Raw genomic sequence first — 25,004 nt, forward strand, 5'->3', positions numbered from 1 at the left:
GCAATGCCGAACGAAGAGCGCCGTAGGGTGGAGCCTCACGACAGACCGTCGAATCAGCCGGGGACAAGGCTGGCGTAGCGAGGGTCTCGGGCGCCGGCATAGACAACGACCATCGTGAAGTGGGCCGGCTCCGGGCCTTGGCTGCTGTAGGCGTGCGGGCGGTCGCCTCGCATACGGAGCGCGTCTCCCGCGGCGAGTTGGAAGAGTGCCCCGCCGACGGTGACCGCGACGCTGCCCGAGTGGAGCTGCAGCAGTTCCCGGGTGCCGGCCGGATGCGCGGGCGTGGAGATCTTGTCGCCGGCAGGCAGCCGGAACTCCCAAAGCTCGGTGAAAGGCGGCTGGCTGTCGTTGATCAGGAGCCTGGCGCGGCCTTCGGAGCGAACCACGGCGTCGGCGGCACGGGAAACGCGGCCAAGCTCCTCCGGGGGCTCCACCAACTCGCCGATCGAAACACCGAGCGTGGCGCTGATCCGGGCGAGCGTCGCGATGCTGGGGTTGGTGCGCATGGTCTCGATCTGCTGGAGCATGCCGCGGCTGACGCCGGACCGTGTGGCCAGCTCTTCCAGCCGCCAGCCCCGGTCTTGACGTGCAGCGCGCAGGTTCGCGGCGAGGGTGTGGCCTACGGCCTCGGCGGGATCGTTCATGGCGCAATGCTGCCCTAGGGTGCAAAATAGTGCGACTATGACACAAGATACTGGTCGTGCCGAGCGTCGAGCGGTGCGGCGGCTGCTCGGCGCCAGCTTCGTGGACTTCCTTGGCTCGGGGCTCTTCTTGGCCTTCTCGGCCGTCTACTTCACCGGCGTGGTGGGGCTAGCCGCAGGCCAAGTCGGGCTGGGCATGAGCATCGCGGGTGCCGCGGCCATAGCCGCCGCGATACCGCTGGGCCGGGCGGCCGACCGCTACGGTGTCCGGCGAGCGCTGGTGCTGGTGCATGCCCTACGTGCTGCCGGAACCGCCGCCTACGCCTTCGTCGGAGACTGGTGGGGGTACCTCGTGGTCGTCACGATCATCACGGTCGCCGACCAGATCGCGACTGCGCTGACCCAGGCGTACGTGGCAGAGATCGTCGAAGGGAGCAGCCGGGTAAAGGTGCTGGCCTCGTATCGGACGGTGATCAATCTGGCGATCAGCATCGGCGGTCCACTCGGCGGGCTGCTGGCCGGCACCGGACTCTTCCGGACCATCATCCTGGCCAACGCGGCGGCCTATCTTCTGGTCACTGCGGCCTTCGCCACCCTGCCCCAACCGGTTCGGGCCGAAGCGCCCGCCCCGGTCCGGCGAGGCTTGGGCGTGCTACGCGACCTGCGGCTACTCTCGCTGGCTGGTGTGGACGGCGTACTGCAGCTCTGGCAACCGATCCTCAACCTCGCCTTTCCGCTGTGGCTCGCCCAGGCGACCACACTGCCGGACGGCTTACTCGGGGTCCTGTACGCCGTCAACACCGTCCTCGCGCTCGTCTTCCAAGCTCTCATAGCACGCCACATCACAAGCCTCAGAGCTGCCCGGCGATGTCAGCCCGTCGCAGCGGCGTTCGCTGCCGCTGCCTGTCTGTTGTTCTGGCATGCGGCCGAGTCGATGCCTCTTGCGCTCTTCTGTGCTGCGCTGGTGATGCTGACCGCGGCGGAATTGATCGCTGTCCCCGCGGCCTGGACGTTGTCGTACGCCTTCTCTCCGGATGACCAGAAAGGCGAGTACCTGGCGGCGTTCGGCATGGGGCGCTCGGTCAGTCGCTACGTCATCGGTCCCATCTTGATCACCGGCATGCTCCAGCTGGCGGGCGGTTGGACCTGGGGCGTCCTGGCGCTGCTCTTCGTCGCCGCAGGCATCATCGCCCCCCTGACCATCGGGACCGCAGACGCAACACGGTCGGCCGCGAGCTGACCAACATCTGCCCGGCACCTGAGGCTCAACCAGGTCCTGGCCGACGGCGGAAATACGTGACCGACCCGAATCCAAACCTCATCGAACGTCACGACCGCAGGTGGGCTGAAGGGCAGCCCGGGAAGTCGGCGGACGCAGCTCTCCGCCGTAAGGCCTTGGCCTGTCCTGTGAAAAACCGCATCGGCGCGCCCCTGACGCAGCCCCGCCTCGGGGCTTGCCGGGCGGATCAATCATCCGGCCAGGTCAAGCTGCATGCCGATGCGCTCGACATCCACCAACGTGATCGATTCGGGGCGCCCTGAAGGAGTAGATTCCTTCGGTCAAGAGGAGAGATACTTCCATACTTCAAGCAGCTCATCGACACCTGTAATGCCCAAGAATGCGAATGTGGAAGCCGCGAGGCCGGACAGCACGGTCCAGTATACTTCCCAGGACATTCTCCCTCGATGCACTTCCTTGTGAAAATGATCTCCGATCGAAAAGGAAAGAATCGCGGGGCCGAACATCAGGCCTACGAGGAATAGACCCTGCGTGGTTGGTAGTTTCTCCTCGCGAGTAATTCCCGCGGATTGCGCATATTTCACCGACAGAACAAGTCCGACGATAAGCCCCAGGATCGCCCAAATCCAAAGCAGGACGTCGCTTGAATGGTTTTCGGTGTCATCCGCCATTCGCCCACTCCCGTTTGTCATTGATCGAGCCACGAAGTGTTCCGTTGCGAGGTGCGTTGCGCAACAGGCGGCGTACGTCGTACAGTCATGGCGGCCGCGGCCTGGTCCATGAGGTTCAGCCGGTAGGTGCTCTACTTCCGGCCGCCAGACGAGACACCTACTGAAGTGTTGTTTCCATGCCGGTCATTCTGGCCCAATGTGCGTGGATCGCGCAGCGATTCCCTCGACATGAGGACTGCCGTTATGGCTCCTGTGACACGGACACCGGTATCGGTGCCGGACGTGCCGGCTGGGGATGACAGGGCATTGCTGGTGGCGGCGGGCCGACCCATTCATAGGCTCGGCGTGCTGTCGGGTACGCGTCTTTCCGAAAGAGCTCGCGGCACGTCGTCGGCGACCTCAACGGCTGAGCCACTCGTCCATCGCTGGCCGCCTGGAGGAGCCGGTGCGCTGCGCCGGTCGTCAGCGCTTCCGGTACGTCCTGGAGACGGCGGCCGAGTTCGTGCTGGAGCAGCTCGGCTCGTCCTGTAGACCGGCCGCGCGGGGACGACACCGGAGCAGCCCCATCGTCCCTGCGCGGCTCCAACCTGAACGGGGAGCAATCCCGTGACCCCGGATGTCCGAGACGGCCCAGGTCGCTGAGCCGAAGGGGATGACCGCCGGTATCCCGCTGGCCAACGCCAACGACCGGGGGGTTGCAGAGCCCGGCACCGCCTCACCAAGGCCCTGAGCCCGGCGGGCGTACTGGCTGACCAAGGCTGCGAAGATCCCCGCCATGGAACGAGCCTCGATCGTCGGTGTGTACGAGCCGCCCACCCGCGGCCGCCGTGGAGGTGTCCGGTCGCTGCCCGCCGTCGATCTCGGCCTGGCGGACCCGGCTGCGCAGCGCTTCCCGGTGCGCGCCGAGCTGCTGGGGCACCCGCGCGATCGCGCCGGGCGCATCGCCGCTCTGCTCGCGGACCTCGAAGACCGTCCGCACCGCGCCCGCGGAGGTGGTCGGGGTACTTCCTGGGGGCCGGCATCGCGTGTGATTCGCCCTTCCGCCGGCACGATCATGCTGGCTTCAGGGCCTCCGAAAGAGCCGGAGTGGTTCGCCTTCACGCGTCCCTCGGTGCTGGACGGCATGCACTCCTCGCCAAGATATCTCGCACTCTCCGCTAACGACACGGGTCACCCGGCGTCGCAAGACTGCCTTTCGACGAATCGACATGATCGGGACAGGTGTGCACGTGGGCGCTGATGCCAGAGCCAGGACGCCCGCGTTCCCCGCCGCCCTGCTGGTCGTGTCGATCGCTGCGTTCGGCGGTTAGACGCGGTTGGACCCGGATGGCTGAGATGACCCTGGCAGAGCGGTGGAGTGACCGTCGCCGTATGAAAGCGGGCGACGCCACTGTGACGACCTGGAAGGGGGGACCGGGACGCGCGCGGATGATCGGCCGGGTGCTGCTGTCCGCCGTGCTGGGACTCGGCGCCGCCGCTGCTCCGGCGGCCGCCACGACGGCGGACGTCGAGTGCAGCCCTGAACCGGGCGTGGTGAAGCTGCCCGGCGGAGAGCCCTGGGCACAGACGCGGCTCGACATCAAGACGGCATGGCGGCTGAGCACCGGCGCCGGCGTCCGGGTGGCGATCATCGACAGCGGCCTCGACGTCAAGCACCCGCAACTGCCCTGGCTCTCCGACTACGTCGACTTCACCGGGACCGGCTACACCGACTGCGTCGGTCACGGCACCGCCGTCACGGGGATCATCGCCGGGCGCGTCTATCCGGGCGTCGCCTTCCACGGCGTGGCCCCGCGGGCGACCGTCATGGTGCTCAAGCAGAGCAGCCAGGCCGAGGGCCACGTCGCCACCCTGGTGGCGGCCATCGACAAGGCGGTCCAGCTCAAGGCCGACGTCATCAACATCTCGATCAAGGCGGCCGACAATCCCGCACTCAAGGCGGCCGTCCGGAACGCCCTGGCGAGGGACGTCGTGATCGTCGCCGCCGCGGGCAACATCACCGACAAGAAGGAGGACGTGCCCGCCTATCCGGGCTCCTACGAGGGTGTGCTGGCCGTGGGCTCGGCCACTCCCGACGGGCGACGCGCCGACTCCTCCAACACGGCCACGCCCGTCGGCGTCCTGGGGCCGGGGGTCGGCATCATCGCCCCTTGGCCGGGGAGGTCGTACAAGCTGGACCTCGAGGGTTCCAGCTTCGGCGCCGCCTACGTGTCCGGGACCGCCGCACTGGTGCGCGCCCGCTTCCCGCACCTGGACCAGGAGCAGGTACGGCGGCGCATCATCGCCACGGCCGACGGCTCCATCGGCGAGGGCACGGGTGCGGGCATGGTGAACCCGGTGCAGGCGGTCAGCGCCGTGCTGCCCTTCGAGCCCGCGGGCCGCCCCCTGGTGGCCGCGCCGCCGCCCGATCCCATCGCGGCGGACGCGATCGCCCAGGTCCCTCCGGAGAACCTCGCGGCCCGGAACACCGCGCTGGCCGTGACAGCGGGAGCGCTGCTCCTCACCGCCGTGGCCGGCGCCCTCGCGCTGGTGCTGCCGCTCGGCAGAAGCCGTGGATGGCGCACGGGCCCACCGCCCCATGACGTCAGTTGACCGCTGATGCAGGCGCTGCCCGCAGCGCAGCGCCTGGATACGAAGGGAACCTACGATGCACCCGTTACAGCCAGACGATCCACCGAGGCTGGGCGACCACGACCTGTTGGAACGCCTGCCGGAGGGGCCGCGCGGGGTGGCCTTCCTCGGCCGCGAGTCAGAGGACGCACCCCTCCGGGTGATCAAAGTGCTGGCCGCGAAGCCGGACGCCGATGCGGAAGGCGTCGCGCGCTTCGCCAAGGTCCGGCGCCTTTCCAGCTCGTCCATCGCGCGGACGCTGGACGCCGGCCTGCGCGAGGGCCACCTCTACGTCGTACGTGAGCACGTCGAGGGGCGCAGCCTGGCCGAGACCGTCGCCGCCGACGGGCCGCTCGACCCCGACGGGGTGGAGCGGGTGGCCGTCGGGACGCTGACCGCGTTGACCGCCGCGCACCTGGCGGGCGTCACGCACCGGGGACTGACCCCCGGCAACGTCATCATGGGCGCCGACGGCGTCCGGGTGACCGACCTGGACCTCGGCGAGGCCGCCGGCGAGATCGGCTACCGCTCGCCCGAACAGCTGAGGGGCGAGCCGTACGGCCCCTCCGCCGACTTGTTCGCCTGGGCCGCCACGGTGGTCTTCGCGGCCACCGGGAAGGCGCCGTTCGGTCAGGACGCCGACGAGGTGCTGACCGGCACGCCCGAGCTGGGCACACTCGCGGAGCCGCTGCGGAACGTGGTGTCCGCGGCGCTGTCGAAGGACGCCAAGCGGCGGCCTGCCACGGACGCGGCGCTGTTGCGCCTGCTCGGCGGCCCGCCGGCGGATCAGGAGGTCACGGCGAAGCTGCCGTCGCCGGACGCCTCGGCCAACACCCCGGCCTTCGTTCCTCCGGCTCTGGCGGCGGCGGAGGCCGCCGAACCGCTCGAAGGCGTGCCGGTGCAGCCGCCCCAGCCCCAGCTCCAGCAGCCGCAGCAGCCCCAGCAGACCTGGGAGCCGCCAAGGGTGCAGCAGCCCATGCGGGAGGCGCCGCATCGGCCCAAGGTGTGGCAGGCGTCGGTCGTGGATCCGGCCGCCCCGCGCCGGAAGTTTCCGGTCGGCCTGACGGCGTCGGTCGCCGCGCTCATGGTGTTGTCAGGGGTGGGCCTGTGGGGCGCCAGCCGCTACACGGACACGAACCGGATCGACTCGGTCGGCGTCGCGGCCGAGGGCAAGTCCACCGACGGGGCCACCGGGTCCGCCGACGCGGCCGGGAACGGGACGCCCGGCCCCGGTGACGGGACGGTTCCGCAGCCGGGCGAGCCCGGCACCGACCAGGCCGACGTGGCCGTGCCCTGGGCCACGCCGTCCGACGCCGACCCGTACGGGGTGGGCCCGCTCATCCTGCCCACCGAGGAGCCGTCCGGCGTGCCGACCGCCCCCGTGTACAGCACGGTGCCGACGCCTTCGCTGCTGTCCACCCAGCCGGTCAGCACCCCCCAGCCGACCACCCCGCAGCCGACGGCCTCACAGCCGAAGAGCCCGCAGGCGACCAAGACGGTCACGGCGACGCCGACGGCCAGGGACACCAGGACGCCGGAGCAGTCCCAGGAGCCGACCCCGACCCCCAAGAAGAGCACCGAACCCCCGACGCCGGCCCCTCAGAAGAGCACCGAGGCCCCCACCCCGGCCCCCAAGAAGAGCACGGAGGCTCCGGCCCCCACCAAGAGCACCCAGCAGGCGCCCGCTCCGCCGCCCACGACCGAGGCCCCCGCGCCGGAGCCGCCCGAGAGCGAGGCGCCGCCGGCGGCGCAGCCGGAGCCGAAGAACCCCTACACGCCCACCCAGGTGTGCGGGTCCGGCTTCTACGTGCAGCGTTCCCAGTCGTTCAACGGCGGCGAGACCTTCCAGCTGTACAACAGCGGCACCAAGCAGAACTGCGTGGTGACGATGAAGTACGCGGGAGTGGGCAAGGAGAGCCCGGTGAGCGCGACGCTCGACGTCCAGGACGGGGACAGCGCGACCGACAGCGGCGACTACAAGTACTACGCCGGGCCGGTGAAGCTGGCCGCCCCGGGCAGTTGCGTGAAGTTCTCCGGCAGCGTCGGTGCCGGGAGCACCGCCGCGGGCTGGGCCAACTGCGGCTGACCGGTCCGGTGCACACCCTGCTCGGACGGCTCCGGGCAGGGTGCGTCGCCGTTCCCCGACGGGCGCCGCCGGTCAGTAGGGCTGGTAGCCGCCGCCCCGCTCCAGGGACTCGATGCCGGGGTGGCCGGCGAGATTGCCGTACCTGCTGTAGGTGTACAGCACGCCCGCGATGATGTTGTCGACCGGGTCGAGGATCTTCTCGTGGCCCGGCAGGGCGTGCGCGTTGAACGTGGGCGGGATGGTCTGCATCAGGCCCTGGGACGGTATGCCGTTCTTGGCGTTGATGTCCCAGGTGTTGACGGCGTTGGGGTTGCCGCCGGACTCGTGGTAGATGATCGTCCAGATGCGCTGGACGTCCTGGGGGTCGTTGGGGTCGAGGTCGGTGACGTCGATGCCGCGCTCGCGCATCGTGTCCGCCATCTCGGGGGATCTGATGACGGTCAGCGCCTGCTTGATCCACTCGACGACCTCGGCCTTCGGCGCGGGCGTGGACTTCGCTGACGCGTCCACACCGCCCGCCCCCGGCCCGCCGGAGCCCGGCCCGCCGCCCGAGCCGTTCTCGCCCGACAGTTGCGTCTTCTGCTGCGGGGTCCGGTTCCAGATGACCTTCTTCTCGCCCGGATCGAAGTCCGTGCCCCCGGGGAAGGGGAGGTCGAAGAAGAAGCCCATCCCGGCCTTCGCCTGGGGCGCGACGGTCCGGACACGGCTGGTCAACATGGACCTGGCGGTGCCGATGGAGTCCTCGGCGTCCTTGACGAGCGTCTTGGCGCGATCGATGTCGCGGTTCATGTCGCCGGCGAAGGACGCGTCCGCGGCCAGCGCGCCCCTCGCGTCGGCCTGCTCCTTCGTGGGGTTCGCGGCCATGTAGTCCCGGATGTACCTCTGCGCCCTTCCAACAGCGTTGTCGCAGAGTGTCCGGATCTCTGCCGAGCCCCTCTGCAGCGCCGCCGCCACTTTGTCGACCGCTGCCGAGCAGTCGTGGACGGCGGAGTTGAAGTCGGTGCCCGCCTTCGGGAAGAGAAGCATGTAGCGGTTGAAGGCGTCCGCGGACTCGCCCTCCCACTTCTTGTCGACGTCGGTGATCTTCTCGGCCAGCGCGGCGGTCTCGGCGGCGACATGGAACGAGCTCGCCTTCCAGGTCATGGTGATGGCCTTGATGCCCTCGGCGTTCCCGGTCACCTTGTCGAGCAGCGCCTGCAACTCCGCTCCGCGAGGCAGCTCCGTGATGTCCGGCGCGGTGATGGTGAACCGGGGGTCGTCGCTCATGCGCCCGAGGCCGTCCCCGCCGTGCGGAGGTTGTTCTCCACGTCGTCCAGCGCCCGCTCCGCGCTCTCCAGCTTCAGCCGGCAGCTCTCGATCTCGACCCGGATCGCGGTCCAGGCAGCGTCCATCAGCGCGGCCAGCTCGGGCGCGCCGTTCAGCTTGCCGAACAGGGAGGCATCCGTCTGGGCGGGCGGCTTCGACGGGCTCAGCCGGAGGAGGTCGTCGAGGAACATCTTCTTGGCCGCGATGTTGATCTGTGTCCGGCACTCGTCGAGCGCCTTGTAGGAGACGTCAACCAAGCCTTTGCTCATGAAGATCGAGCATAGTGGAGATCATCACGAAAGATCAGGCCCGATTTCCTCCTCTTCCAGCGACGCGGTCTGGATCAGCCGGTCCCCGGCCCTGCGGTCCACGAAGAAGGCACGTCCGGGCGGGAGCGGTTGCGGTCGCACCTTGCCGAACAGCACGCCCTCCTCCCGGTTGCCCGACATGATCAGCGCAGGGCTGGCCATCTCCTTGAGCCGCTGCACCGCCTGGTCGTACATGGCGCGGTTGGCGCCGCCCATCTGCCGGGCCAGGATGAGGTGCAGCCCGATGTCCCGCGCCTGCGGCAGCAGCTCGGCCAGCGGTTGCAGCGGGTTGCTGGAGGTGGCGACCAGGTCGTAGTCGTCGACCACGACGTACAGGTCCGACCCCTGCCACCAGCTGCGCTCGCGGAGCTGGTCGGGGGTCAGGTCGGCGGGCGGTAGCCGCTTGAGCAGGGCGAAGCGGACCTCCTGCACCAGCTCCGCGGCCGCCGCGCTGGAGACGGCGTACCCGATGCGGTGCTCGGTCGCGGCGGTGTCGAGCAGCGACCGGCGGTAGTCGATCACGACCAGCCGGGCCTGCCTGGGTGTCTTGCGCGCGACCAGGCCCTCCATGATCAGCTTCAGCACGTTCGACTTGCCGCACCCGGTGTCGCCGAAGACGACGAAGTGCGGATCGGCCTCGAAGTCGACCGCGACGGGCGAGAGCGTCGCCTCGTCAATGCCGATCGCGATCCGGTTCCCGCCGGTCTCCTGCGGGCCGGGCAGGGCGGCCGCGGGCAGCAGGGACGGCAGCAGCCGGACCGGCCTGGCCGCCGGCCCCTGCCAGGACTCGGCGACGACCTCCACGAGCGAACGCAGCCCGTCGGCGAGGTCGTCGGCACCGCGAACCCCGTCGATCCTGGGCAGGGCGGACAGGAAGTGCATGCCGTCCTTGGTGAGCCCGCGTCCCGGCGTGCCTTCGGGCACCGCGAGCGAGGCGCTGCGGCTGACCTCCGACTCGTAGGCGTCGCCGAGCTTCAGCTCGATCCTGGTGCCGAACAGGTCGCGGATGCCCGGCCGGAACTCCGACCACTTGTTCGTGGTCGCCATGACGTGCACGCCGTAGCCGAGCCCGCGCGCCGCGAGGTCAGTGATCACCGACTCCAGGCTCTCGTACTCCTGCCGGACCGTCAGCCAACCGTCCACGACCAGGAACACGTCGCCCCAGCCGTCGTCCTCGACGCTGCCGTCGGCCACCCGCTTGCGGTACGTCGCGATCGAGTCGATGCCCTGGTCGGCGAAGTCCCGCTCGCGCTGCTGGAGGATGCCCGAGATCTCGGCGACCGTACGGCGGACCCGGTCGGCGTTCTGCCGGTTGGCCACGCCGCCCACGTGCGGCAGCCCCTCCAGGGCCGACAGCGTGCCGCCGCCGAAGTCCAGGCAGTAGAACTGCACCTCCCGAGGCGTGTGCGTGAGCGCCATGCTGGCGATCAGCGAGCGCAGCACCGTGCTCTTTCCGCTCTGCGTGCCGCCCGCGATGCCGACGTGCCCGGCCGCGCCGGACAGGTTCAGCCAGTACGGATCGCGCCGCTGGTCGAAGGGCCGGTCGATGATGCCGATGACGGCGTGCAGCCGCCCTCGGCCGTCCCAGCCGGGCGTGGACAGCCCGAGCTCCGGGGTCACCGACAGCGCGGGCAGCAGGTGAGCCAGCGTCGGTGGCTCGGCCAGCGGCGGCAGCCAGATGCGGTGCGCCGCGGGGCCGCGTCCCCTCAGCCGGCCGACCACGATGTCGAGCAGGCTCGACTGGGCGCCGCTCTCCTCCGGCTCCGCCGGCGTCTGCTCCGCCGGCGTCTCGGCGGCGGGCAGCGGCGCATAGGCGTGGCCGTACTCGATGACCTCGCGCGCCGCGGGCTGCCCGCTGTCGGTCACGTGCCGGGGGTCGGGCTGGTAGGCGGCGGAGACGTACGCGGCCTTGAACCTGGTCATGCCGGTCGTCTCGAACTTGAGGTAGCCGTTGCCCGGCGCCGAGGGCAACTCGTAGGCGTCGGCCACGCCCAGCACGGCCCGGCTCTCCATCGCCGAGAACGTCCGCAGCCCGATCCGGTACGACAGGTGCGTGTCGAGCCCGCGTAACCGGCCCTCGTCCAGCCGCTGGGAGGCCAGCAGCAGGTGCACGCCGAGCGAGCGGCCGAGCCGGCCGATCATCACGAACAGGTCGATGAACTCCGGCTTGGTGGACAGCAGCTCGCTGAACTCGTCGAGCACGACGAAGAGCGTGGGCAGCGGCGACAGGTTGGCGCCCTGCTCGCGGGCCCGCTCGTAGTCGCGCAGCGAGGCGTGGTTGCCCGACGCCCGCAGCAGCTCCTGCCTGCGCACCATCTCGCCGTGCAGCGCGTCGTGCATGCGGTCGACCAGCGGAAGCTCGTCCTCCAGGTTGGTGATGACGGCCGAGACGTGGGGGAGCGAGTCGAGGCCGAGGAAGGTCGCGCCGCCTTTGAAGTCGACCAGGACGAAGTTGAGGATCTCCGACGAATGCGTGACGGCCAGCCCGAGCACCAGGGTGCGCAGCAGCTCCGACTTTCCGGAGCCGGTGGCTCCGATCAGCAGCCCGTGCGGGCCCATGCCGCCCTGCGCCGACTCCTTGATGTCGAGCTCGACCATGCGGCCGTCCGCGCCGAGCCCGATCGGCACGCGCAGCCTGTTGCGCCCGGCGCGCGGACGCCACGTGACGGCCGGGTCCAGGCCGCGGGGGTCGCTGATGCCGAGCAGGTCGGTGAGCGTGGTGTTGATCGACAGCATGTCCTCGCCGTCGCCGCCGCTCCTGGACGAGGCCCGCAGCGGTGACAGCTGCCTGGCCAGCCCTTCCGCCCACACGAAGGACAGCCTGTCCGGAGCGCCCAGGCGCGTCCTGCGCTCCTTGCCCGCGTGGTCGATCTTCACCATGTGCAGGTCGTCCCGCTGGACCTCCAGCCGCAGCGTGTTGCCCTCCTCGACGGCTCCGGTGGAGCCGGTCAGGTCGATGACGGTCACGCCCTGGATGGCGTCGCTGCCGAGCTGGGAGTCGTGCGGCATGTGCCCGCCGTCCACGATCACCAGGTGGTACGGCAGCTCGTCGGCCGGAGAGCCCGGCTGGAACCTGGGACGCTCCTTGAGGTCCCCGCCGACGAGGCGATCGAGATCGCCCAGGTCCTCGGCCATCAGGCGGACGGGCCCGGACGCGTCGGCCAGGTCGGGATGGTGGGCGTGCGGGAGCCACTTGACCCATTCCCAGTGGGGCATGCGCTCGTGGTCGGCGCAGACCATGATCCGCATGTCGTCGGGGGAGTGGAAGGTGATGACCTGCCCGATCACGGCACGGACGAGGTCCCGCGTCGCCGCGAGGTCGCCGGTGAGCCGGATGCGCGCGAAGGAGGCCAGGGCGACGGCGACGGGCAGCCGGGCGAGGGTGGAGTGCGCGCGCATGAACCTGCGCAGCGCGCCGGAGGAGAGCGCGTCCAGGTCCTCGACGGGCTTGGAGTCGGGCGGGAAGAGCTGGATGGCCAGCTTCTGCACGCCGGTGCCGAGGCGGATCGTGCTGAAGTCCTCGTCGCGGGGGCGGCGCTCCCACAGGCGCGGGCCCATCGCGATCCACCACAGGGAGTCCGGCTCGGGCCCGCTCCACTCCAGGGCCTCGCGCTGCTGCTTGGCGGCGCGCCTGGCCTTCCTGCGGATCTGGCCGAGGTAGCGGAAGTAGTCGCGGCGGGCGCCGTTCAGCCGGTGCTTGCGCTCGCCGGACTGGCGTCCCATCTGGCCGATGCTCATGCCGAGCATCGAGACGGCGAACAGGCCGCTGGCCACGTACATGACCGGGCTGGTGTTGGCGCCCCCCGCGGTGAACATCAGCGCCATCGCCGCGGCCCCGGCCACCATGGGCAGGTAGGTGAGTACCGCCATGAAACCCTGGCCCTGAACCTCCGGGATCTCCGGCGGAGACTCCAGCATGACTTCTCCGCGAGGTGGCTTCGGGCCGGGACGACGCTCCGGGCGCCGGACAACCACTTTGCTCACGCGACGTTCTTACCAGAATCGACCCGCTATGGTCTGTGCTGTCCGTGATCCTTTTGGGACGGAGTGGACCGTGGGATCGATGGTTCAGAAGCCGCCGCCGCCCGAGTCCCGGCCCCCCGCCGGGGAAGCCGCCGAGCCCGCTCAGGCGCCGTCGGGGCCGGTTCAGCAGGGCGCGCTCGCGCAACTGCCGTTGCCGCTGCCGACGTTGTGCAACGTCACGATCGTGGGGCCGGGCCGCAAGGCCGACCTGACGCTGCCGGCCGACATCCCCCTGCCGCACGTGCTGCCGGGGCTGCTGCGCATGCTCGGCGAGGTGGGCGGCGACGCGACGTCGTCGCCGGGATGGACGCTGCAGCGGCTCGGCGGCTCCCCCCTCGACCTGGAGCAGAGCCTCAGCGCGCTCGGCGTGCTCGACGCCGAGATCCTCTACCTGCGCCCCCGTGAGTCGATCCTGCCGGCCGCGATCTTCGACGACGTCGCCGACGTCGTGGCCACCGGCGTGCGCGAGGGGCCGGGCAAGTGGACGGCGGCCCACACCACGGCTGTCGGCGCGGCCGGAGCCACGGGGCTGCTGGTCCTCGGCGCCGTCGGCCTGGCCCTGGCGGGCCTGCCCCCGCTGGTCGGGCCGGTCGTCTTCGGAACGCTCGCGCTGCTGCTCATCGCCGCCGGAACCGTGTTGTCGCGGGCCATGGGCGACTCCACGGCGAGCGCGCTGATCGGTCACGCGGCGCTGCCGTACGCCTTCCTGGCCGGGTTGTTCACGCCCGCCGGGACCGGCGGCCTGGCCGGTGCCGGCGCTCCTCACCTGCTCGCCGCGTTCGCCTGCACCGCGCTCGCCGCCGCCGTCGCCGGGATGACGATCTCGCACGGCATTCCCGGCTTTCTGGGTACGTCCATCGCCGCGGCCTGTGGCGCGGTCTGTGCGGCGGTGGTCATGTTGACCGGAACCGTCCCCGCGGGGGTGGCGGCCGTGGCCATCGCCGTGCTGCTGGCGCTGAGCCCGCTGGTGCCGACGTTGTCGTTCCGGCTGGCCCGGGTGCCGCTGCCGGCCATGCCCACGACGGCCGAGGAACTGCGCGCCGACAACCAGCGGCTCGACGCGGCGGCGATCCAGGAGCGCACCCTGGTCGCCCAGCGTTACGCCACGGCGCAGATCGTCGCCGTCGGGCTGGCCGCACTGGTCGCCCAGGCGCTGCTGGTGCTGCACGACGGCCTGATCGCGTACATCATGACCGGAGCGATCTCGCTGACGGTCATCATGCGCGCCCGCGTGTTCTCCGGCGTCGGCCAGCGGCTCTGGCTGCTCGGGCCGGGCATGGCGGGGCTCGCCATGACGGCCTTCGCGCTCAGCTCCAAGGGCGGGGTCATCGGCGCGCTGGCGGTGGCGGTCTGCGTGTTGTGGGCGTCCCTGCTGATGGTGGGCGTCGGGAGGGGGCTGGCCTCGGGCAAGCCGTCGCCGTTCTGGGGACGGGCCGGGGACATCCTGGACCTGCTGCTGATCGTCGAGCTCTTCCCGCTCGCGGCCGGCGTGCTGGAGCTCTACACCTGGGTGCGCGGGTTGTCGGGCTGATACTTTGCTGGCCGTTTCGAGCGGAGGAGTGAGGCTGTGCAGGAATTCGGAGACTTCGCGAACATCGACGTCGAGAAGCTGCTCAAGGGGGCCGACCAGCAGTTCGCCCGCATGGAGGAGTTCCAGAAGAAGATGGACTCCTTCGTCGGACGGGCCCAGGACGAGCAGGGGCTGGTCACCGTCGAGTGCGGCCAGGAGGGCGTCCGTGAGCTGCAACTGCACCCCAAGGGCCTGCGGTTGTCGTCCGGCGAGCTGGCCGACCTCATCAAGACGGCGCTGAACGACGCCACGGCCGACCTGCAGCGGCAGGTCGCCGAGGGCATGAGCGAGACGTTCGGCGACTCCGAGGACAACCCCATGACGTACCTCAGGGACCCGGACGCCGCGCTGAACCAGATCAAGGAGGCGGAGTCCGCTTACAACCGCACGTTCGAGGACGTGATGGGCGAACTCGACCGCATCCGGCGGCGGCTGGAGTTGTGAGCTAGGCCGGGCGCTGCGTGGGCAGGTCGGCGATGACGACCTGCTCGAAGGCGGGTGCGTCCTTGCCGGTGAGCGTGACCGCCTCCGACATGCCCGTGTCCTTGAAGGCGGACATCAGCCCGCTCGCGAGCCAGGCCAGGGCGGCGGCCGAGCCGTACACCACGAGCATCTTGGAGAAGAACCGCCTGAACGCCCCCTGCGCCTGCACGGCCGCCGAGGCCGCCAGCGGACTGCCCGGGAGGAAGTGCCCTAGGGCCGAGAGACCCAGCAACAACCCGCTCAGGGAGACGGACGACACCGCACCCGTGTGGGACATCTTGGCGAGCTGGTCGAGGGTGTGGGCCAGCTCCTTGTACACGCCGCCGGTCTTGGCCACCTCCAGGGTGAACTTCTCGGCCGCCTTCTCCATCTCGGGCCGGGCCATCTGCTCCCAGTCCTGGCTGGAGACCCCGGCCAGAAGCTGCCGCACGCTCTCCTTCGCCTGCTCGACCTCGTGCGTCGCGGCGCGCACCTCGCGGGCCGTGCCGTGGATGTCCTCGGGGCTGGAGAGCATCGTGCCGATCAGCGCGGCGCACATCTTGCAGACGACGGAGAGCACCACGTTGCTCTTCAGCATGGCGCCCGCGTTGCAGGAGGCCACGGCCATCGTGTAAAGGGCCGTGCCGTCGCGGTAATGATCCATGGTCCCTACTTCTTCAGCGTGCTCTTGTCGTTGGCGTCCCTGATGACCTTGGCGCCCTCGTTGAGCTGGGTCTGCCAGCGGCCGAGCTGGTTCTTGGCGTGCTTGAGGTAGTCGGCGGCGGAGTTGCGGGCCGCGTCGTAGGCGCCGTCGAAGGCGAACTTGCCGACCAGGCCGAAGCCCGGGAAACCGGGGGTGGCGCCTCTGACCGTGCGTTCCACCGCCCTGAACCGGTCTCCCGGCGTCTGCGTACCGCCCGCCTGCGTCGGGGCGAGGTTCTGGCCCAGCCGTTCCATGGCCTCCGGGCTGGCCTTGCGCCAGTCGCCGGACACGCCGCCGTTGCTCAGCGCGGTCGCCTTCGGATCCTGGGGGCGTTCCTTGCCTGAGCCGTCCCTGTTCGCGGCGGCGGGGGTGGTGGGGGTGGCGGCGGTGGGGTCCGGGGTTGCGCCGGTGGGGAGGCCGCCGCTCGGCGTCCCGCCGCCGCCGCTGCCCGCCGGGGCGGCTCCCTTGGGAGATTCCTCGGTGTCGTTCGCCTTGGGGGTGGTGGCCGTGGGGGGTTTCGCGGCGTCGGGCGCCTTGGTGGTGTTCTCGGGGGTGGTCGCGGCCGGTCGGCCGGGCGTCGGCTCCCCGGACGACGGGGTCTCCTGGGGACGGTCGGGGGTCGTGGGCGACGGGGGGCGCTCGGCGTCGGGGGTGCCGGTGCCCTCGGAGTCGGCGGGTGGGGCGGTGGGCGCGGGCGTCTCGGGGTCGGCGGGGGGATCCGAGGGGGTGGAGTCGGAAGGGCCGGTTTCCAGGGTGCGCGGGCTCTGGGGGGCCGGGTCGTGCTCGGCGGCCGGGGTGTCCTCGCGGGCGGGGGCCGTGGGGGCGGTGGGGGGCGGGTCGTGTGGCTCGGGTGGGGGGTCGTCGCCGGAGATCTCGACGAGAGCGCCCGGGTTCCCCGGCTCCACGGCGCCGTCGTCCGGCCGGTGTTCGCCGTCGTCCGCGACCTCCTGGACGTACGGCTCCTGTCCGAGGCCGGCGACGGCCGTCGCAGGAGCGGCCGGTCCGGCCTCACCCGTGTCGCCGTCGCTCATGACGACCGTGGCGGACATGCGTCCGGTCACCGCCGAGTCCTCGGCCGTGGTCCAGTTGACAAGGCTGTCGATGCTTCCGAACTCGGCCATCCGCGCCCCCAGAGCCTGCGACCCGCCCAAACGATCAGAAACACTAACCGCGTGAACGGTCAGCCGTACAGGTCGGCCGTCGCGGGCCCGCCCGCGGGTCTCAGCCGATGCGTTCGTACACGCCGCCGGAGTCGGCGGTCCTGACGCCGCCGGAGAACTTCACCCAGGACCCGGTCGGCGCGGCGTGGTAGACCGGCACGGTGTGCAGAGGGGTGATCTCCTCGTTCTTCACCACGCCCGCGCCCTTCACGTCCACCGCGGACCAGACCATGCTGCGCGTGCCCACGTCCTTGGTCTTGAACGTCACCGCGCAGGCGTTCTGCTTGCCGGGGTTGTAGAGCAGGTAGGCGACGCCGCCGGCGAACGCGGCCTGGCGCTGGACGGTGTAACCCGGGCCGCAGACGACGGCGGGCGTCTCGGCCGCCTGGCGGGACGCCGAGGCGGTGGTGGCGGTGAGGACCGCCGTCGTGCCGAGCACGGTCGCGAGGACCGCACCGGCCGTCCTCTTCGTGATTCTCACGTTTTCATCCCCAAAAGAGCGAAAGGCGATTTGTTCGAGGAGCAATCCTGTGATGCCGGGTTCTGTGCGTCTTTAGCACAGAGCGCAGAATGTTTTGGCATTGAGCGCAGAATTCTTCTCGTCGGCCGGACGGTTGTGATCGCTGGGACGGGTGGTGGTTAACATGCGAGTCGATGTTGTTTCGCAAGGGTTCGCCCTATTCATGTCGGCCAACCGGTATGCGAGACACGGAAATGTCCACTTGGAGGTCCAGTGGCACTGTACGGAGCAAGTCCGACGCAGCTGACCAACGCCGCCGGGTACTGCGAGGACACCGCGCAGTACATCGAAGGCATGCGCCAGCGTGTTCAGACGATCAAGGGCGACCTGACCACCCAGGGGTGGCGGGGCGGCGCGGCCCAGAAGTTCAGCCACGCCCTCGACGAGTGGGACGTCGAGTTCAAGGCCGTGATCAAGATCCTTGAGGACATCCACGACCGGCTCAACATGGGCGCCGGGGTCTACCGGAACGCCGCAGACCAGAACATGGAGCTGTCGGGGTCCCTGGCCAGGGACGGCTTCACGGGCCGGATCGACAACGTCATCAACAGCAACTAGCCGGCCGACGCCACGGAGATCCCAGTGACCGTTCCCGATGATCACACATACGTCAAGTTCGGCAGCATGGAGCAGGCCTACGAGGAGCTCAAGAAGGTCGTGACCGAGCTCGACAAGGTCACCGACGACCTGTTCGCCGACATCAAGAAGGAGCTCGCCGCCAGCTGGGAGGGCGAGGCCGAGCAGTTCTTCAACACCAAGAAGGACCAGTGGGACGCCCACGAACGGGCCATGGGCAGGCAGCTCTTCGAGGCCGCCACCGCGGTCAACATCGCCAAGGGCAACTACGAGGCCGCCGAGCGGCGCAACATCGCCATCTGGACGGACTGACGCGCCTCCGCCTCCCGGTCGCCGCGTCGACGTGGTGACCGGGGTCTCGTATCAGCAGGGGTGAGCCGATGGGCAACCAGGAACCCGAACCACGAACCGACCCGCTGGGCATCCCGCCGCACACGGCCGGCAAGTTCCAGGGCGACGGCAGGGTGCACGAACCCTCCGTGATGAGGTCGATCGCCGCGGCCATGTCGAAGAATCTGCAGGCCATGGAGAAGCCGGGCGTCAGCGGGCGCGCCCTGGCCGACGTCCAGCCCGGCGCCGCCCAGTTCGGCGAGTGGATCGACGCCAAGGTGTTCGGCTCGACCGCGGGCAGGGACGGCGCGGGGCAGAAGTTCGGTCAGGTCTACGCCGAGTTCGTGAGGGCGTACAAGAGCGTCATCGCCGCGATCGAGGCGAGCGCCGCCAACCACGCCGAGGCGGATACCCGGAACGAGGGCGGGTGACCGTGGCCGGCGCCGGCTCCAGGCGTGAGACGCTCGTCATCCGGGGCGACCAGGTCCCCTCCGGTGAGACGGAGGTCCATCCGAAGGCGGAGATCCAGCGCCTGCTGGCGACGTCACAGCCGGACCTGGTCAAACTCGCCGGATCCACCTACATCAGCACGGCCGAGGCGGTCCTCAACGCGGTCGTCGGGCTCGAGGACGACGCGGGCCGGATCCTCACCATCTGGAAGGGGCCGGACGCCGACCGGGCCCGCATCGCGCTCGAGCTCCTGTACGCCACCGGCAACGAGCTGGCGCGCAAGCTCGCGGAGATGGGCCGCAGCCTGGAGGGCTACGCCGCCTCCATCCCCGTGGCCATCGCCGAGGTCGAAGGCATCAAACTGGACAAGAACGACCCGGACGTCCAGGAGGTCGTACGGGTCCACCGGGCGCTGTACGGGCTCGACCGGCAGGGCGACGACGAGGCCAACGCCGTCGCCCTGCTGGAGAACATGCGGGCGCAGGCGGCGCTGCGGAAGCTCAACGAGAAGATCCGCGACCTGCATCTCGGCTCGGTCCCGTACGACATCACCTACGAGTTGCCGGCCGTCAGGGTCCCGGGCGGCCCGCTCGCCACGACGAGCGTCGTCTACGGCGGGACGGGTAGGAGCGACGATCCCACGACCGGCGCGGGCGACCCGGCCGGCACGGGCACGGGCGACGGGCGCACGACCGGCGCCGGCGACCCGGGCACGCAGGACCAGACCTCCCGGGACGGCGCGGACGACGCCGCTCCGGGTACGCCCCCGGACGACCAGCCGGCCGGCTCTGACCAGCCAGCCGGCGGTCCCACACCCGGACGACAACCCGGCGACCAGGCCGGCGACACGGGCACGGGCGCGGGCGCGGGCACGGAGGACGGCACCACCCCGCCGGTGATCGGCGCCCAGGACAGGACCGAGCTCGACGACGCCACCCCCGAGGCCGACCCGGGCCGGACCGAGAGCTCGTTCTACCAGCCCACGATCGGCGACCGTCCACCCCTCGTGGCGACCCCCGGTAGGACTGCGGCGCCGGTCGCCACGAACCAGCCCGTACCGTCGGTGATCGGTACGCCGAACAGCGCGTACACACCCGGCGGGCGACTCGGGACGATGCGCGGCGGCAGCGCGGCGGCCCTGTCCGGCACACCATTCCTCCCGATAACGGGCGGCGCGGGCCCGATCGGGGACGCGGGCGGAGACCTGGAGCGCACCACCTACCTGTCGGAGGACAGGTCGGCCTGGAACGGCAACCATGACGTGACGGATCCGGTGATCAGGTGAGCGACCAGCAGAAGAACGGCGCCGGCGGGCAGCCGAACGGGCAGCCGACCGGGCAGCAGCCCTACGGCCAGTACGGCATCCCGATGAGCACCCAGCTGCCGGTGCCGTCGTCGGGCATCTCCTTCACCGACGGCGCGCTCAGCGCGGCGAGCGGCCAGATCAACGGACAGACGGCGATCATCGACGCGCTGCGCGCCAAGTCCGGCCACATGGGGGTGCCCTTCCCCGCCTTCGGCGTGATCGGCTACGGGCTCACCCATGCCCATGACAGGGCGATCGCGGCCCAGTCCACCGCCCTGGAGCGGGGCAAGAAGGCGCTGCAGAGCTGGCAGGCCGCGCTGAAGGCGGCCGACGCCAACTACCACAAGGCCGAGGAGGAGAACGCCGGCCTGTACCGCAAGGACCAGGACTACGACCCGACCGGCGGCGGAGTGCCGACCCCGAAGATGCCCGACTCGCCGGAGCTCGACATGCCGGACGCCGACCCGCCCGGCGCCGACCTCCCGGACGCCGACCTGCCCGACATGGACCGGCCGGATACCGACCTGCCCGGCACGGCCCCGCCGAAGGGCGACCTGCCGGGCGCCGACCGGCCCGGGAGCGACCTTCCCGGCAGCGACCTGCCGGGGATCGACCGGCCGGACTCCGGCCTGTCCGGCGCCGGCGACCCGAACATGAAGGTCCCCGACATCGACTCGGCGATCAACTCGCCGCGGGACACGACCGGCCTGTCGTCGTACGACCCCAGGGCCCTGAACGGGACGCCGAACCCGAACCTGACCGACCTGAGCACCCGGCCGGGGACCACATGGGGGTCGCCGACCGGCAACGGCGCGGGCTCGGGCGGTGGCGCCGCTGCCGGTCCGAAGGTTCCCGGCATGGGCACGTCCGGGGGGATGGGCAGCGGCATGCCGATGATGCCCATGATGCCGATGGCCGGCTCGGGCAACGGCCTCGACGAACGCGACCGGAAGGAAGGCTCGCTGCTGTCGGAGGACGAGGGCGTCTGGGAGGACGACGAGGACATCGCCCCCGAGATCATCGGCAAGGAGACGTAGATGAGTTACGAGGAGGGCAAGGGCCTGTACTACACGGCCTTCGCCACCGCCTCGGGCGCGGCGGTCCTGATCAGGCGTCCCTGGGCCTTCTACATCGTGCTCATGATCGGGCTCATGATCTCCGATCCGGGGCGCATGTCGGGGTCGTCCAAGACCTGGCGCACCACCGACAACGGCGGGACGACCTCCGAACTGGCCGCGCTGGAGGAACAGCTCAAGCAACTGCAGGCCACGGTCACGGGCACGGGGACCACCTGGGAGGGCACGGCACGCGAGAAGTTCGACGAGGCCTACGCGGAGTTCACCAAATCCCTGGCCACGCTCAGGTCGACACGGAACGCCACCGGCGAGGCGGTCGACCAGAGCGCGAAGTTGTACCACGTGGGGGCGCTCACCTGCGTCTGCGTCGCCGGATACCTGGCGCTCTACGCCATGACGCTGTTGGCGCTTCGCCACAGCGTCTACGGCAACTTCATCGCGTACGCGCTCGACCTCAAAGTCAGCAGGACCACGACCACGTCGATGAAGAAGGTGCTGATCAAGCACGGCATCGCGGTCACCGTCCTCGGCACCCTGTTCTACCAGGCCGTCCAGCAGTCCGAGGCCAGCGGGAAGTTGTTCCCCACGATGAAGGGCATACCGAACGAGCTCGACACCCTGAAGTCCGGCGACCTGCCGGAGTTCAGCAACACCGCGCTCGAGTACAGCGTGGAGAACCACTCGCTGATGCCCAAGCTGGACACGAAGGGCGGTCTCCCCCGCACCTGAGCGGACGGGCTTCAGGGGCGGCGGGGGAGGCGTTCGGACGACGTCTCCACGACGGGATTCCGCGCGGCGGCGGGGTCCAGGAGCGGGCCCTCCGGGATGAGCCGCAGCAGATGCGCGGGCACCGGCGCCACCTGGGCGGCGTCGTAGCCCAGCGTGCCGACGAGGTCGGGCGAGGCCAGCCGGAACCGTCTGCCCTCGTCGGTGATGAGGGAGTACTCGTGGATGGCGTCGGTCCGGCCTTCGCCCGAGAGCTGGCCGGCCAGCGCCGCGCCGCCGGGCGGCAGCAGCACCTGGTCGACGCGGTCGGGGTTGCCGCTGCTCGGCGGCTTCGGGATGGCCAGCGTCGCCCCGGTCGTCAGCCGTGCCCGGACCGAGCCCCTGACCGTGTCGGCGTACACCGCGCACAAGGGGGCGTCTGCCGCGGGGGCGCGGAAGCGCGGCATGGTGACCGGCAGCCCGCCGCCCAGGAGGCGAAGGGCCGACATCTTGGCGGCGTTGACGGTGGCGGCGTCCACGGCGATCGGGCGCACCCGGCCGCCGCCGTAGGCGATCTTGGTGTCCGGGTCCTGGAGCAGCAGCGTCGCCTGCGTGTGGGTGACGGGCGCGAGGCCGTCGGCGAGCAGCACGTACCAGCGTTCCGGCACCCCGGGCACGGCGGCCGGCGTGAAGACCTGCCCCACCCGCGCGGGCCGGCCGCCGGGGCCCGGCACCCGCTTGCCGCGCTGCGCGATCGCCGGTGCGGCGAAGTCCGGACCCGCGGGGATGGAGTTCACCCAGGAGATCGGCACGCGGCGCGGCGCCTGGTCGGTGAGCCGGCGCGGACTCCTGACCAGCATGCGGTAGTTGTTCCACAACACCCAGTTCTGCTGGCCGTCGTCGACGAGCAGCGCGTCGCTGCCCACCGGTGTGCCGCCGACGTCGATCCCGCCCAGCAACGTGACGTACGGACGGCGGACCCCGGTCGCGTCCTGCTGTTCGACCACGCAGACCGTCCACGGAGATCTGACCAGCTTCTGGGGCTTCGGCAGCGAGTCGGGCGCGCCTGAGATGCCGACCTTCTGCCCCCGTGCGAAGCCGGCCAGCGACTCGGCCGACACCGTACGGACCTTGATCTCCTGGCTGTCCAGCAGGAGCCTGGCGGAGACGTAGTTCTCCACCGGCTGGAGCTTGCCGTCGCTCTGGTTGTAGACGTAGGAGGCGCCGGTCTCCTCCTCCACGAGCAACTGGCCCGCCTCCTTGAGCTTGGTGGCCCCTCCGGGGCTGAGCATGCCCCAGATCCCGAACCCGGCCGTGATCAGCACCAGCAGGATGATGCCGGCGAAGGTCGCCACGTTGTACCGCCGCATGGGGGACTCGGGCAGATCGGGCTCGCCCTGCAGCAGCGCCAGACCCAGGCGCTGGGCCATCAGTTTGTGCGCCTGGTAAAGATCCTTTCGGGTCTGCATGACGGACAATGTTACGCAGGTTGCGAAAGAAATTTAATGATGATGGATATCACGCTTTTATACGGCATGGCTGCCTAGTAGGCTCCTTGATCAACCACATGTGGGAGGCTGTCATGGCATCAACCGACAATGGTTGGCATTTGGAGCAGAGCTGGCCGGGTCTGGTGGCCGACAGGGACGGCGTTGAATCCAGTCCCTCGAAAATCGAAGAGGTCGCCAACGCCTTTATGGAGAAGCTGACGGAGCTCCTCGCTGCCGGCCAGACACCCAGCCCTGAGATGGTTGCGTTCGGCAGTTCGCTGGAGGCGTTCACCCAGCCGCTGAAGACGATCAAGAACTGGGACGGCGGCGTCAACTTCGCGGCAACGCTGATGCAGGGCCACCAGGAGCTGACCAAGGTGTACAACGAGGTCAACGAGAAGCTGGTGCTCGCGATCGGGCTCATCTACACGGGCGCGGGCAACTACAAGCGGGCGGAAGCCCTGAACCTGTCCATCGCCCCTAAGAAGGACGCGGGATGGCAAGAGATCTGAGGGCCGAACACCCGATTCGCCCCCCGGGGCAGGTGTCCTTCGCCGTCGACACCCACCAGAGCGTGGCTGCGGTCAAGGACCTGATCATGCAGCTCACCCCGCAGACTCTCGAAACCGTGGTGGCGGGCTACAAGACGGCCGCCACGCGGCTCACCTCGATGAACCAGGCCCTGGAGTCGGGGGCGGCCCAGATGGCCAAGTACTGGGACGGTGCCTCGTCGGTGGAGGCTCAGCAGGCGCTGCGCACCCTGCACGCCACGATCCGGGAACTGGCGGCGAAGTTCACGGCGATGAGCGGGCCGCTGGAGGGGCTCGTCAAGAGGCTCGAGGACCACCAGGACTTCGTGCAGCACAAGTCTTTCGCCTGGAGCCAGTCTGACGGAAGGACGTGGGACGACGACTTCCCCGGCGTGTACATGACGATGGACAAGGGGCTCGAACCGGGCTCCCAGAACCACCTCGCCGGTCAGCATCTCCGGCTGCTCAACAACGACCTGCGCACGGTCTTCGAGAAGCTGCCCGCCAGCGTTACCAAGGTCGTGCCCGATCTCAAGCCTTCCGCCACCCCCGTTGCCGACACGGGCCCGAGCGGCGAGAAGGACGAATACCAGATCGACCCGACCTTGTACAAGGATCCAGGCGGCGACCCGCGGGCCGACGACATCGACGACATCGACATCGACGACGTCACGTCAGACGACACGGGCGGGTCCCGGCTGCCCGGCGACACCCTCGGCACCTATGGCGGCTACCCGGACACCGGGACCGACACGTCCGCCGACGGCCGCCACCCGGACGGAGCCTCCGACGGCACCACCGGATCGGGCGCCGACGCACCGGGCGGCGTCGACGGCACCGGCTCCTACCCCGGCGGCGCCGGCTCGTACACCGGCGCCGGGACCCCGGGCAGCGGCCGTCTGCCGGACGTCCCCGGCTCGGGCACCACCCTGGAGGACTTCCAGCGCCCGGCCTCCTGGGCCTCCGGCACCTCCGCCCCGAACGTCGGCTCCCCCTACCCGTTCGGGGCCGGCGGCCCGGGCAACGGCGTCGGCGGCGTGCTGCCCGGCGTGGGCGGCCTCCCTCTCGGCGCCAGGTCCGCGACCGGCGCCGGCATGCCGTTCCTGCCGATGGGCGGGGCGGGCGCCGGCGCGAACGAGTCGGAGGACAAGGAGAACAGCACCTGGCTGCACGAGGACGACGACGTCTGGGGCGGTGGCGGCGACGACGCCGTCTCCGGCAGGATCGGCTGACCGGAGCGGC

General features: G+C 70.3%; 22 protein-coding genes. 13 read left to right on the forward strand and 9 right to left on the reverse strand.

Annotated features, from left to right (window positions below):
* Positions 1-53: 53 nt before the first annotated feature.
* Entirely contained in the window at positions 54-644 is a 591-nt protein-coding gene (locus tag AB0J46_RS37535; protein WP_364339053.1) for an XRE family transcriptional regulator, read from the reverse strand.
* A gap of 73 nt (positions 645-717) precedes the next feature.
* Here AB0J46_RS37535 and AB0J46_RS37540 point away from each other — a divergent pair, with 73 nt between their 5' ends.
* Entirely contained in the window at positions 718-1,881 is a 1,164-nt protein-coding gene (locus AB0J46_RS37540) for an MFS transporter (RefSeq protein WP_364339055.1), read from the forward strand.
* A gap of 320 nt (positions 1,882-2,201) precedes the next feature.
* Here the strand turns inward: AB0J46_RS37540 and AB0J46_RS37545 are convergent, their stop codons facing one another.
* Positions 2,202-2,552, reverse strand: coding sequence for a hypothetical protein (locus tag AB0J46_RS37545; protein WP_364339057.1), 351 nt, complete (start codon positions 2,550-2,552; stop codon positions 2,202-2,204).
* Between the two features lie 1,371 nt (positions 2,553-3,923).
* Here AB0J46_RS37545 and AB0J46_RS37550 point away from each other — a divergent pair.
* Together AB0J46_RS37550 and AB0J46_RS37555 are read left to right on the forward strand one after the other, a co-directional pair.
* Positions 3,924-5,144: a S8 family serine peptidase gene (locus tag AB0J46_RS37550; RefSeq protein ID WP_364339059.1), complete on the forward strand. Its 1,221-nt coding sequence runs from the start codon at positions 3,924-3,926 to the stop codon at positions 5,142-5,144.
* Positions 5,145-5,199: 55 nt separating this feature from the next.
* On the forward strand, positions 5,200-7,248 hold the full coding sequence (locus AB0J46_RS37555; protein ID WP_364339060.1) for a hypothetical protein: 2,049 nt from the start codon (positions 5,200-5,202) through the stop codon (positions 7,246-7,248).
* Between the two features lie 72 nt (positions 7,249-7,320).
* On the opposite strand, the gene AB0J46_RS37560 is transcribed toward AB0J46_RS37555, so the two are convergent.
* Genes AB0J46_RS37560 through eccCa form a run of 3 tightly spaced genes read right to left on the reverse strand, consistent with a single transcriptional unit; the run spans position 7,321 to position 12,779 of the window.
* Positions 7,321-8,514, reverse strand: a complete 1,194-nt coding sequence (locus AB0J46_RS37560) for a transglycosylase SLT domain-containing protein (RefSeq protein ID WP_364339062.1) — start codon at positions 8,512-8,514, stop codon at positions 7,321-7,323.
* On the reverse strand, positions 8,511-8,822 hold the full coding sequence (locus AB0J46_RS37565; protein ID WP_364339064.1) for a hypothetical protein: 312 nt from the start codon (positions 8,820-8,822) through the stop codon (positions 8,511-8,513). The genes AB0J46_RS37560 and AB0J46_RS37565 overlap by 4 nt, the downstream gene beginning before the upstream one ends.
* 24 nt (positions 8,823-8,846) lie before the next feature.
* Entirely contained in the window at positions 8,847-12,779 is a 3,933-nt protein-coding gene (eccCa, locus tag AB0J46_RS37570) for a type VII secretion protein EccCa (protein WP_364339067.1), read from the reverse strand.
* Between the two features lie 145 nt (positions 12,780-12,924).
* Here eccCa and eccD point away from each other — a divergent pair, with 145 nt between their 5' ends.
* Together eccD and AB0J46_RS37580 are read left to right on the forward strand one after the other, a co-directional pair.
* A complete protein-coding gene (eccD, locus tag AB0J46_RS37575) occupies positions 12,925-14,415 on the forward strand; it encodes a type VII secretion integral membrane protein EccD (protein WP_364339311.1) in 1,491 nt (496 codons plus the stop codon).
* 36 nt (positions 14,416-14,451) lie between these two features.
* The gene (locus tag AB0J46_RS37580) at positions 14,452-14,898 is read left to right on the forward strand and encodes a YbaB/EbfC family nucleoid-associated protein (protein WP_364339070.1); all 447 of its coding nucleotides are present in this window, start codon (positions 14,452-14,454) and stop codon (positions 14,896-14,898) included.
* A 1-nt stretch (position 14,899) separates the two neighbouring features.
* On the opposite strand, the gene AB0J46_RS37585 is transcribed toward AB0J46_RS37580, so the two are convergent.
* From AB0J46_RS37585 to AB0J46_RS37595, 3 genes are all read right to left on the reverse strand, one after another.
* Positions 14,900-15,580, reverse strand: a complete 681-nt coding sequence (locus AB0J46_RS37585) for a hypothetical protein (protein WP_364339072.1) — start codon at positions 15,578-15,580, stop codon at positions 14,900-14,902.
* A 5-nt stretch (positions 15,581-15,585) separates the two neighbouring features.
* Entirely contained in the window at positions 15,586-16,740 is a 1,155-nt protein-coding gene (locus AB0J46_RS37590; RefSeq protein ID WP_364339075.1) for a hypothetical protein, read from the reverse strand.
* Positions 16,741-16,840: 100 nt separating this feature from the next.
* Positions 16,841-17,260 carry a hypothetical protein gene (locus tag AB0J46_RS37595; RefSeq protein WP_364339077.1) on the reverse strand — a complete coding sequence of 140 codons (420 nt, stop codon included), beginning with the start codon at positions 17,258-17,260 and terminating at the stop codon, positions 16,841-16,843.
* Positions 17,261-17,512: 252 nt separating this feature from the next.
* Here AB0J46_RS37595 and AB0J46_RS37600 point away from each other — a divergent pair, with 252 nt between their 5' ends.
* The 6 genes from AB0J46_RS37600 to AB0J46_RS37625 all read left to right on the forward strand — a co-directional run bounded on the left by AB0J46_RS37600 (position 17,513) and on the right by AB0J46_RS37625 (position 21,766).
* Positions 17,513-17,857, forward strand: coding sequence for a WXG100 family type VII secretion target (locus AB0J46_RS37600; RefSeq protein WP_364339079.1), 345 nt, complete (start codon positions 17,513-17,515; stop codon positions 17,855-17,857).
* Positions 17,858-17,881: 24 nt separating this feature from the next.
* Complete coding sequence (locus tag AB0J46_RS37605) at positions 17,882-18,187, forward strand: WXG100 family type VII secretion target (RefSeq protein ID WP_357701773.1); 306 nt, start codon at positions 17,882-17,884, stop codon at positions 18,185-18,187.
* Positions 18,188-18,255: 68 nt separating this feature from the next.
* The gene (locus AB0J46_RS37610; protein ID WP_364339081.1) at positions 18,256-18,636 is read left to right on the forward strand and encodes a hypothetical protein; all 381 of its coding nucleotides are present in this window, start codon (positions 18,256-18,258) and stop codon (positions 18,634-18,636) included.
* On the forward strand, positions 18,633-19,940 hold the full coding sequence (locus AB0J46_RS37615) for a hypothetical protein (RefSeq protein ID WP_364339083.1): 1,308 nt from the start codon (positions 18,633-18,635) through the stop codon (positions 19,938-19,940). The genes AB0J46_RS37610 and AB0J46_RS37615 overlap by 4 nt, the downstream gene beginning before the upstream one ends.
* Positions 19,937-20,998 carry a hypothetical protein gene (locus tag AB0J46_RS37620; RefSeq protein WP_364339085.1) on the forward strand — a complete coding sequence of 354 codons (1,062 nt, stop codon included), beginning with the start codon at positions 19,937-19,939 and terminating at the stop codon, positions 20,996-20,998. Before AB0J46_RS37615 ends, AB0J46_RS37620 begins: the two co-directional genes overlap by 4 nt.
* Positions 20,999-21,766 (forward strand): WXG100 family type VII secretion target, encoded by a 768-nt coding sequence (locus tag AB0J46_RS37625; protein ID WP_364339087.1) that lies wholly within the window; start codon positions 20,999-21,001, stop codon positions 21,764-21,766.
* Positions 21,767-21,777: 11 nt separating this feature from the next.
* Here the strand turns inward: AB0J46_RS37625 and eccB are convergent, their stop codons facing one another.
* Positions 21,778-23,211, reverse strand: coding sequence for a type VII secretion protein EccB (gene eccB / locus AB0J46_RS37630; RefSeq protein WP_364339089.1), 1,434 nt, complete (start codon positions 23,209-23,211; stop codon positions 21,778-21,780).
* 113 nt (positions 23,212-23,324) lie between these two features.
* Between eccB and AB0J46_RS37635 the strand changes: the two genes are divergently transcribed.
* Positions 23,325-23,744 carry a hypothetical protein gene (locus AB0J46_RS37635; protein ID WP_364339092.1) on the forward strand — a complete coding sequence of 140 codons (420 nt, stop codon included), beginning with the start codon at positions 23,325-23,327 and terminating at the stop codon, positions 23,742-23,744.
* On the forward strand, positions 23,729-24,994 hold the full coding sequence (locus AB0J46_RS37640; protein ID WP_364339093.1) for a WXG100 family type VII secretion target: 1,266 nt from the start codon (positions 23,729-23,731) through the stop codon (positions 24,992-24,994). Before AB0J46_RS37635 ends, AB0J46_RS37640 begins: the two co-directional genes overlap by 16 nt.
* Positions 24,995-25,004 lie beyond the last annotated feature (10 nt).

Source organism: Nonomuraea sp. NPDC049758 (genome assembly GCF_040674635.1).
Classification (GTDB): Bacteria; Actinomycetota; Actinomycetes; order Streptosporangiales; family Streptosporangiaceae; genus Nonomuraea.

Bases quoted from the DNA above. Each gene is read 5' to 3' on its own strand.
- AB0J46_RS37535 (WP_364339053.1), bottom strand. From the start codon at position 644: ATGAACGATCCCGCCGAGGCCGTAGGCCACACCCTCGCCGCGAACCTG.
- AB0J46_RS37545 (WP_364339057.1), bottom strand. From the start codon at position 2,552: ATGGCGGATGACACCGAAAACCATTCAAGCGACGTCCTGCTTTGGATT.
- AB0J46_RS37550 (WP_364339059.1), top strand. From the start codon at position 3,924: ATGAAAGCGGGCGACGCCACTGTGACGACCTGGAAGGGGGGACCGGGA.
- AB0J46_RS37555 (WP_364339060.1), top strand. From the start codon at position 5,200: ATGCACCCGTTACAGCCAGACGATCCACCGAGGCTGGGCGACCACGAC.
- AB0J46_RS37560 (WP_364339062.1), bottom strand. From the start codon at position 8,514: ATGAGCGACGACCCCCGGTTCACCATCACCGCGCCGGACATCACGGAG.
- AB0J46_RS37565 (WP_364339064.1), bottom strand. From the start codon at position 8,822: ATGAGCAAAGGCTTGGTTGACGTCTCCTACAAGGCGCTCGACGAGTGC.
- eccCa (WP_364339067.1), bottom strand. From the start codon at position 12,779: ATGCTGGAGTCTCCGCCGGAGATCCCGGAGGTTCAGGGCCAGGGTTTC.
- eccD (WP_364339311.1), top strand. From the start codon at position 12,925: ATGGTTCAGAAGCCGCCGCCGCCCGAGTCCCGGCCCCCCGCCGGGGAA.
- AB0J46_RS37585 (WP_364339072.1), bottom strand. From the start codon at position 15,580: ATGGATCATTACCGCGACGGCACGGCCCTTTACACGATGGCCGTGGCC.
- AB0J46_RS37590 (WP_364339075.1), bottom strand. From the start codon at position 16,740: ATGGCCGAGTTCGGAAGCATCGACAGCCTTGTCAACTGGACCACGGCC.
- AB0J46_RS37610 (WP_364339081.1), top strand. From the start codon at position 18,256: ATGGGCAACCAGGAACCCGAACCACGAACCGACCCGCTGGGCATCCCG.
- AB0J46_RS37625 (WP_364339087.1), top strand. From the start codon at position 20,999: ATGAGTTACGAGGAGGGCAAGGGCCTGTACTACACGGCCTTCGCCACC.
- eccB (WP_364339089.1), bottom strand. From the start codon at position 23,211: ATGCAGACCCGAAAGGATCTTTACCAGGCGCACAAACTGATGGCCCAG.
- AB0J46_RS37635 (WP_364339092.1), top strand. From the start codon at position 23,325: ATGGCATCAACCGACAATGGTTGGCATTTGGAGCAGAGCTGGCCGGGT.
- AB0J46_RS37640 (WP_364339093.1), top strand. From the start codon at position 23,729: ATGGCAAGAGATCTGAGGGCCGAACACCCGATTCGCCCCCCGGGGCAG.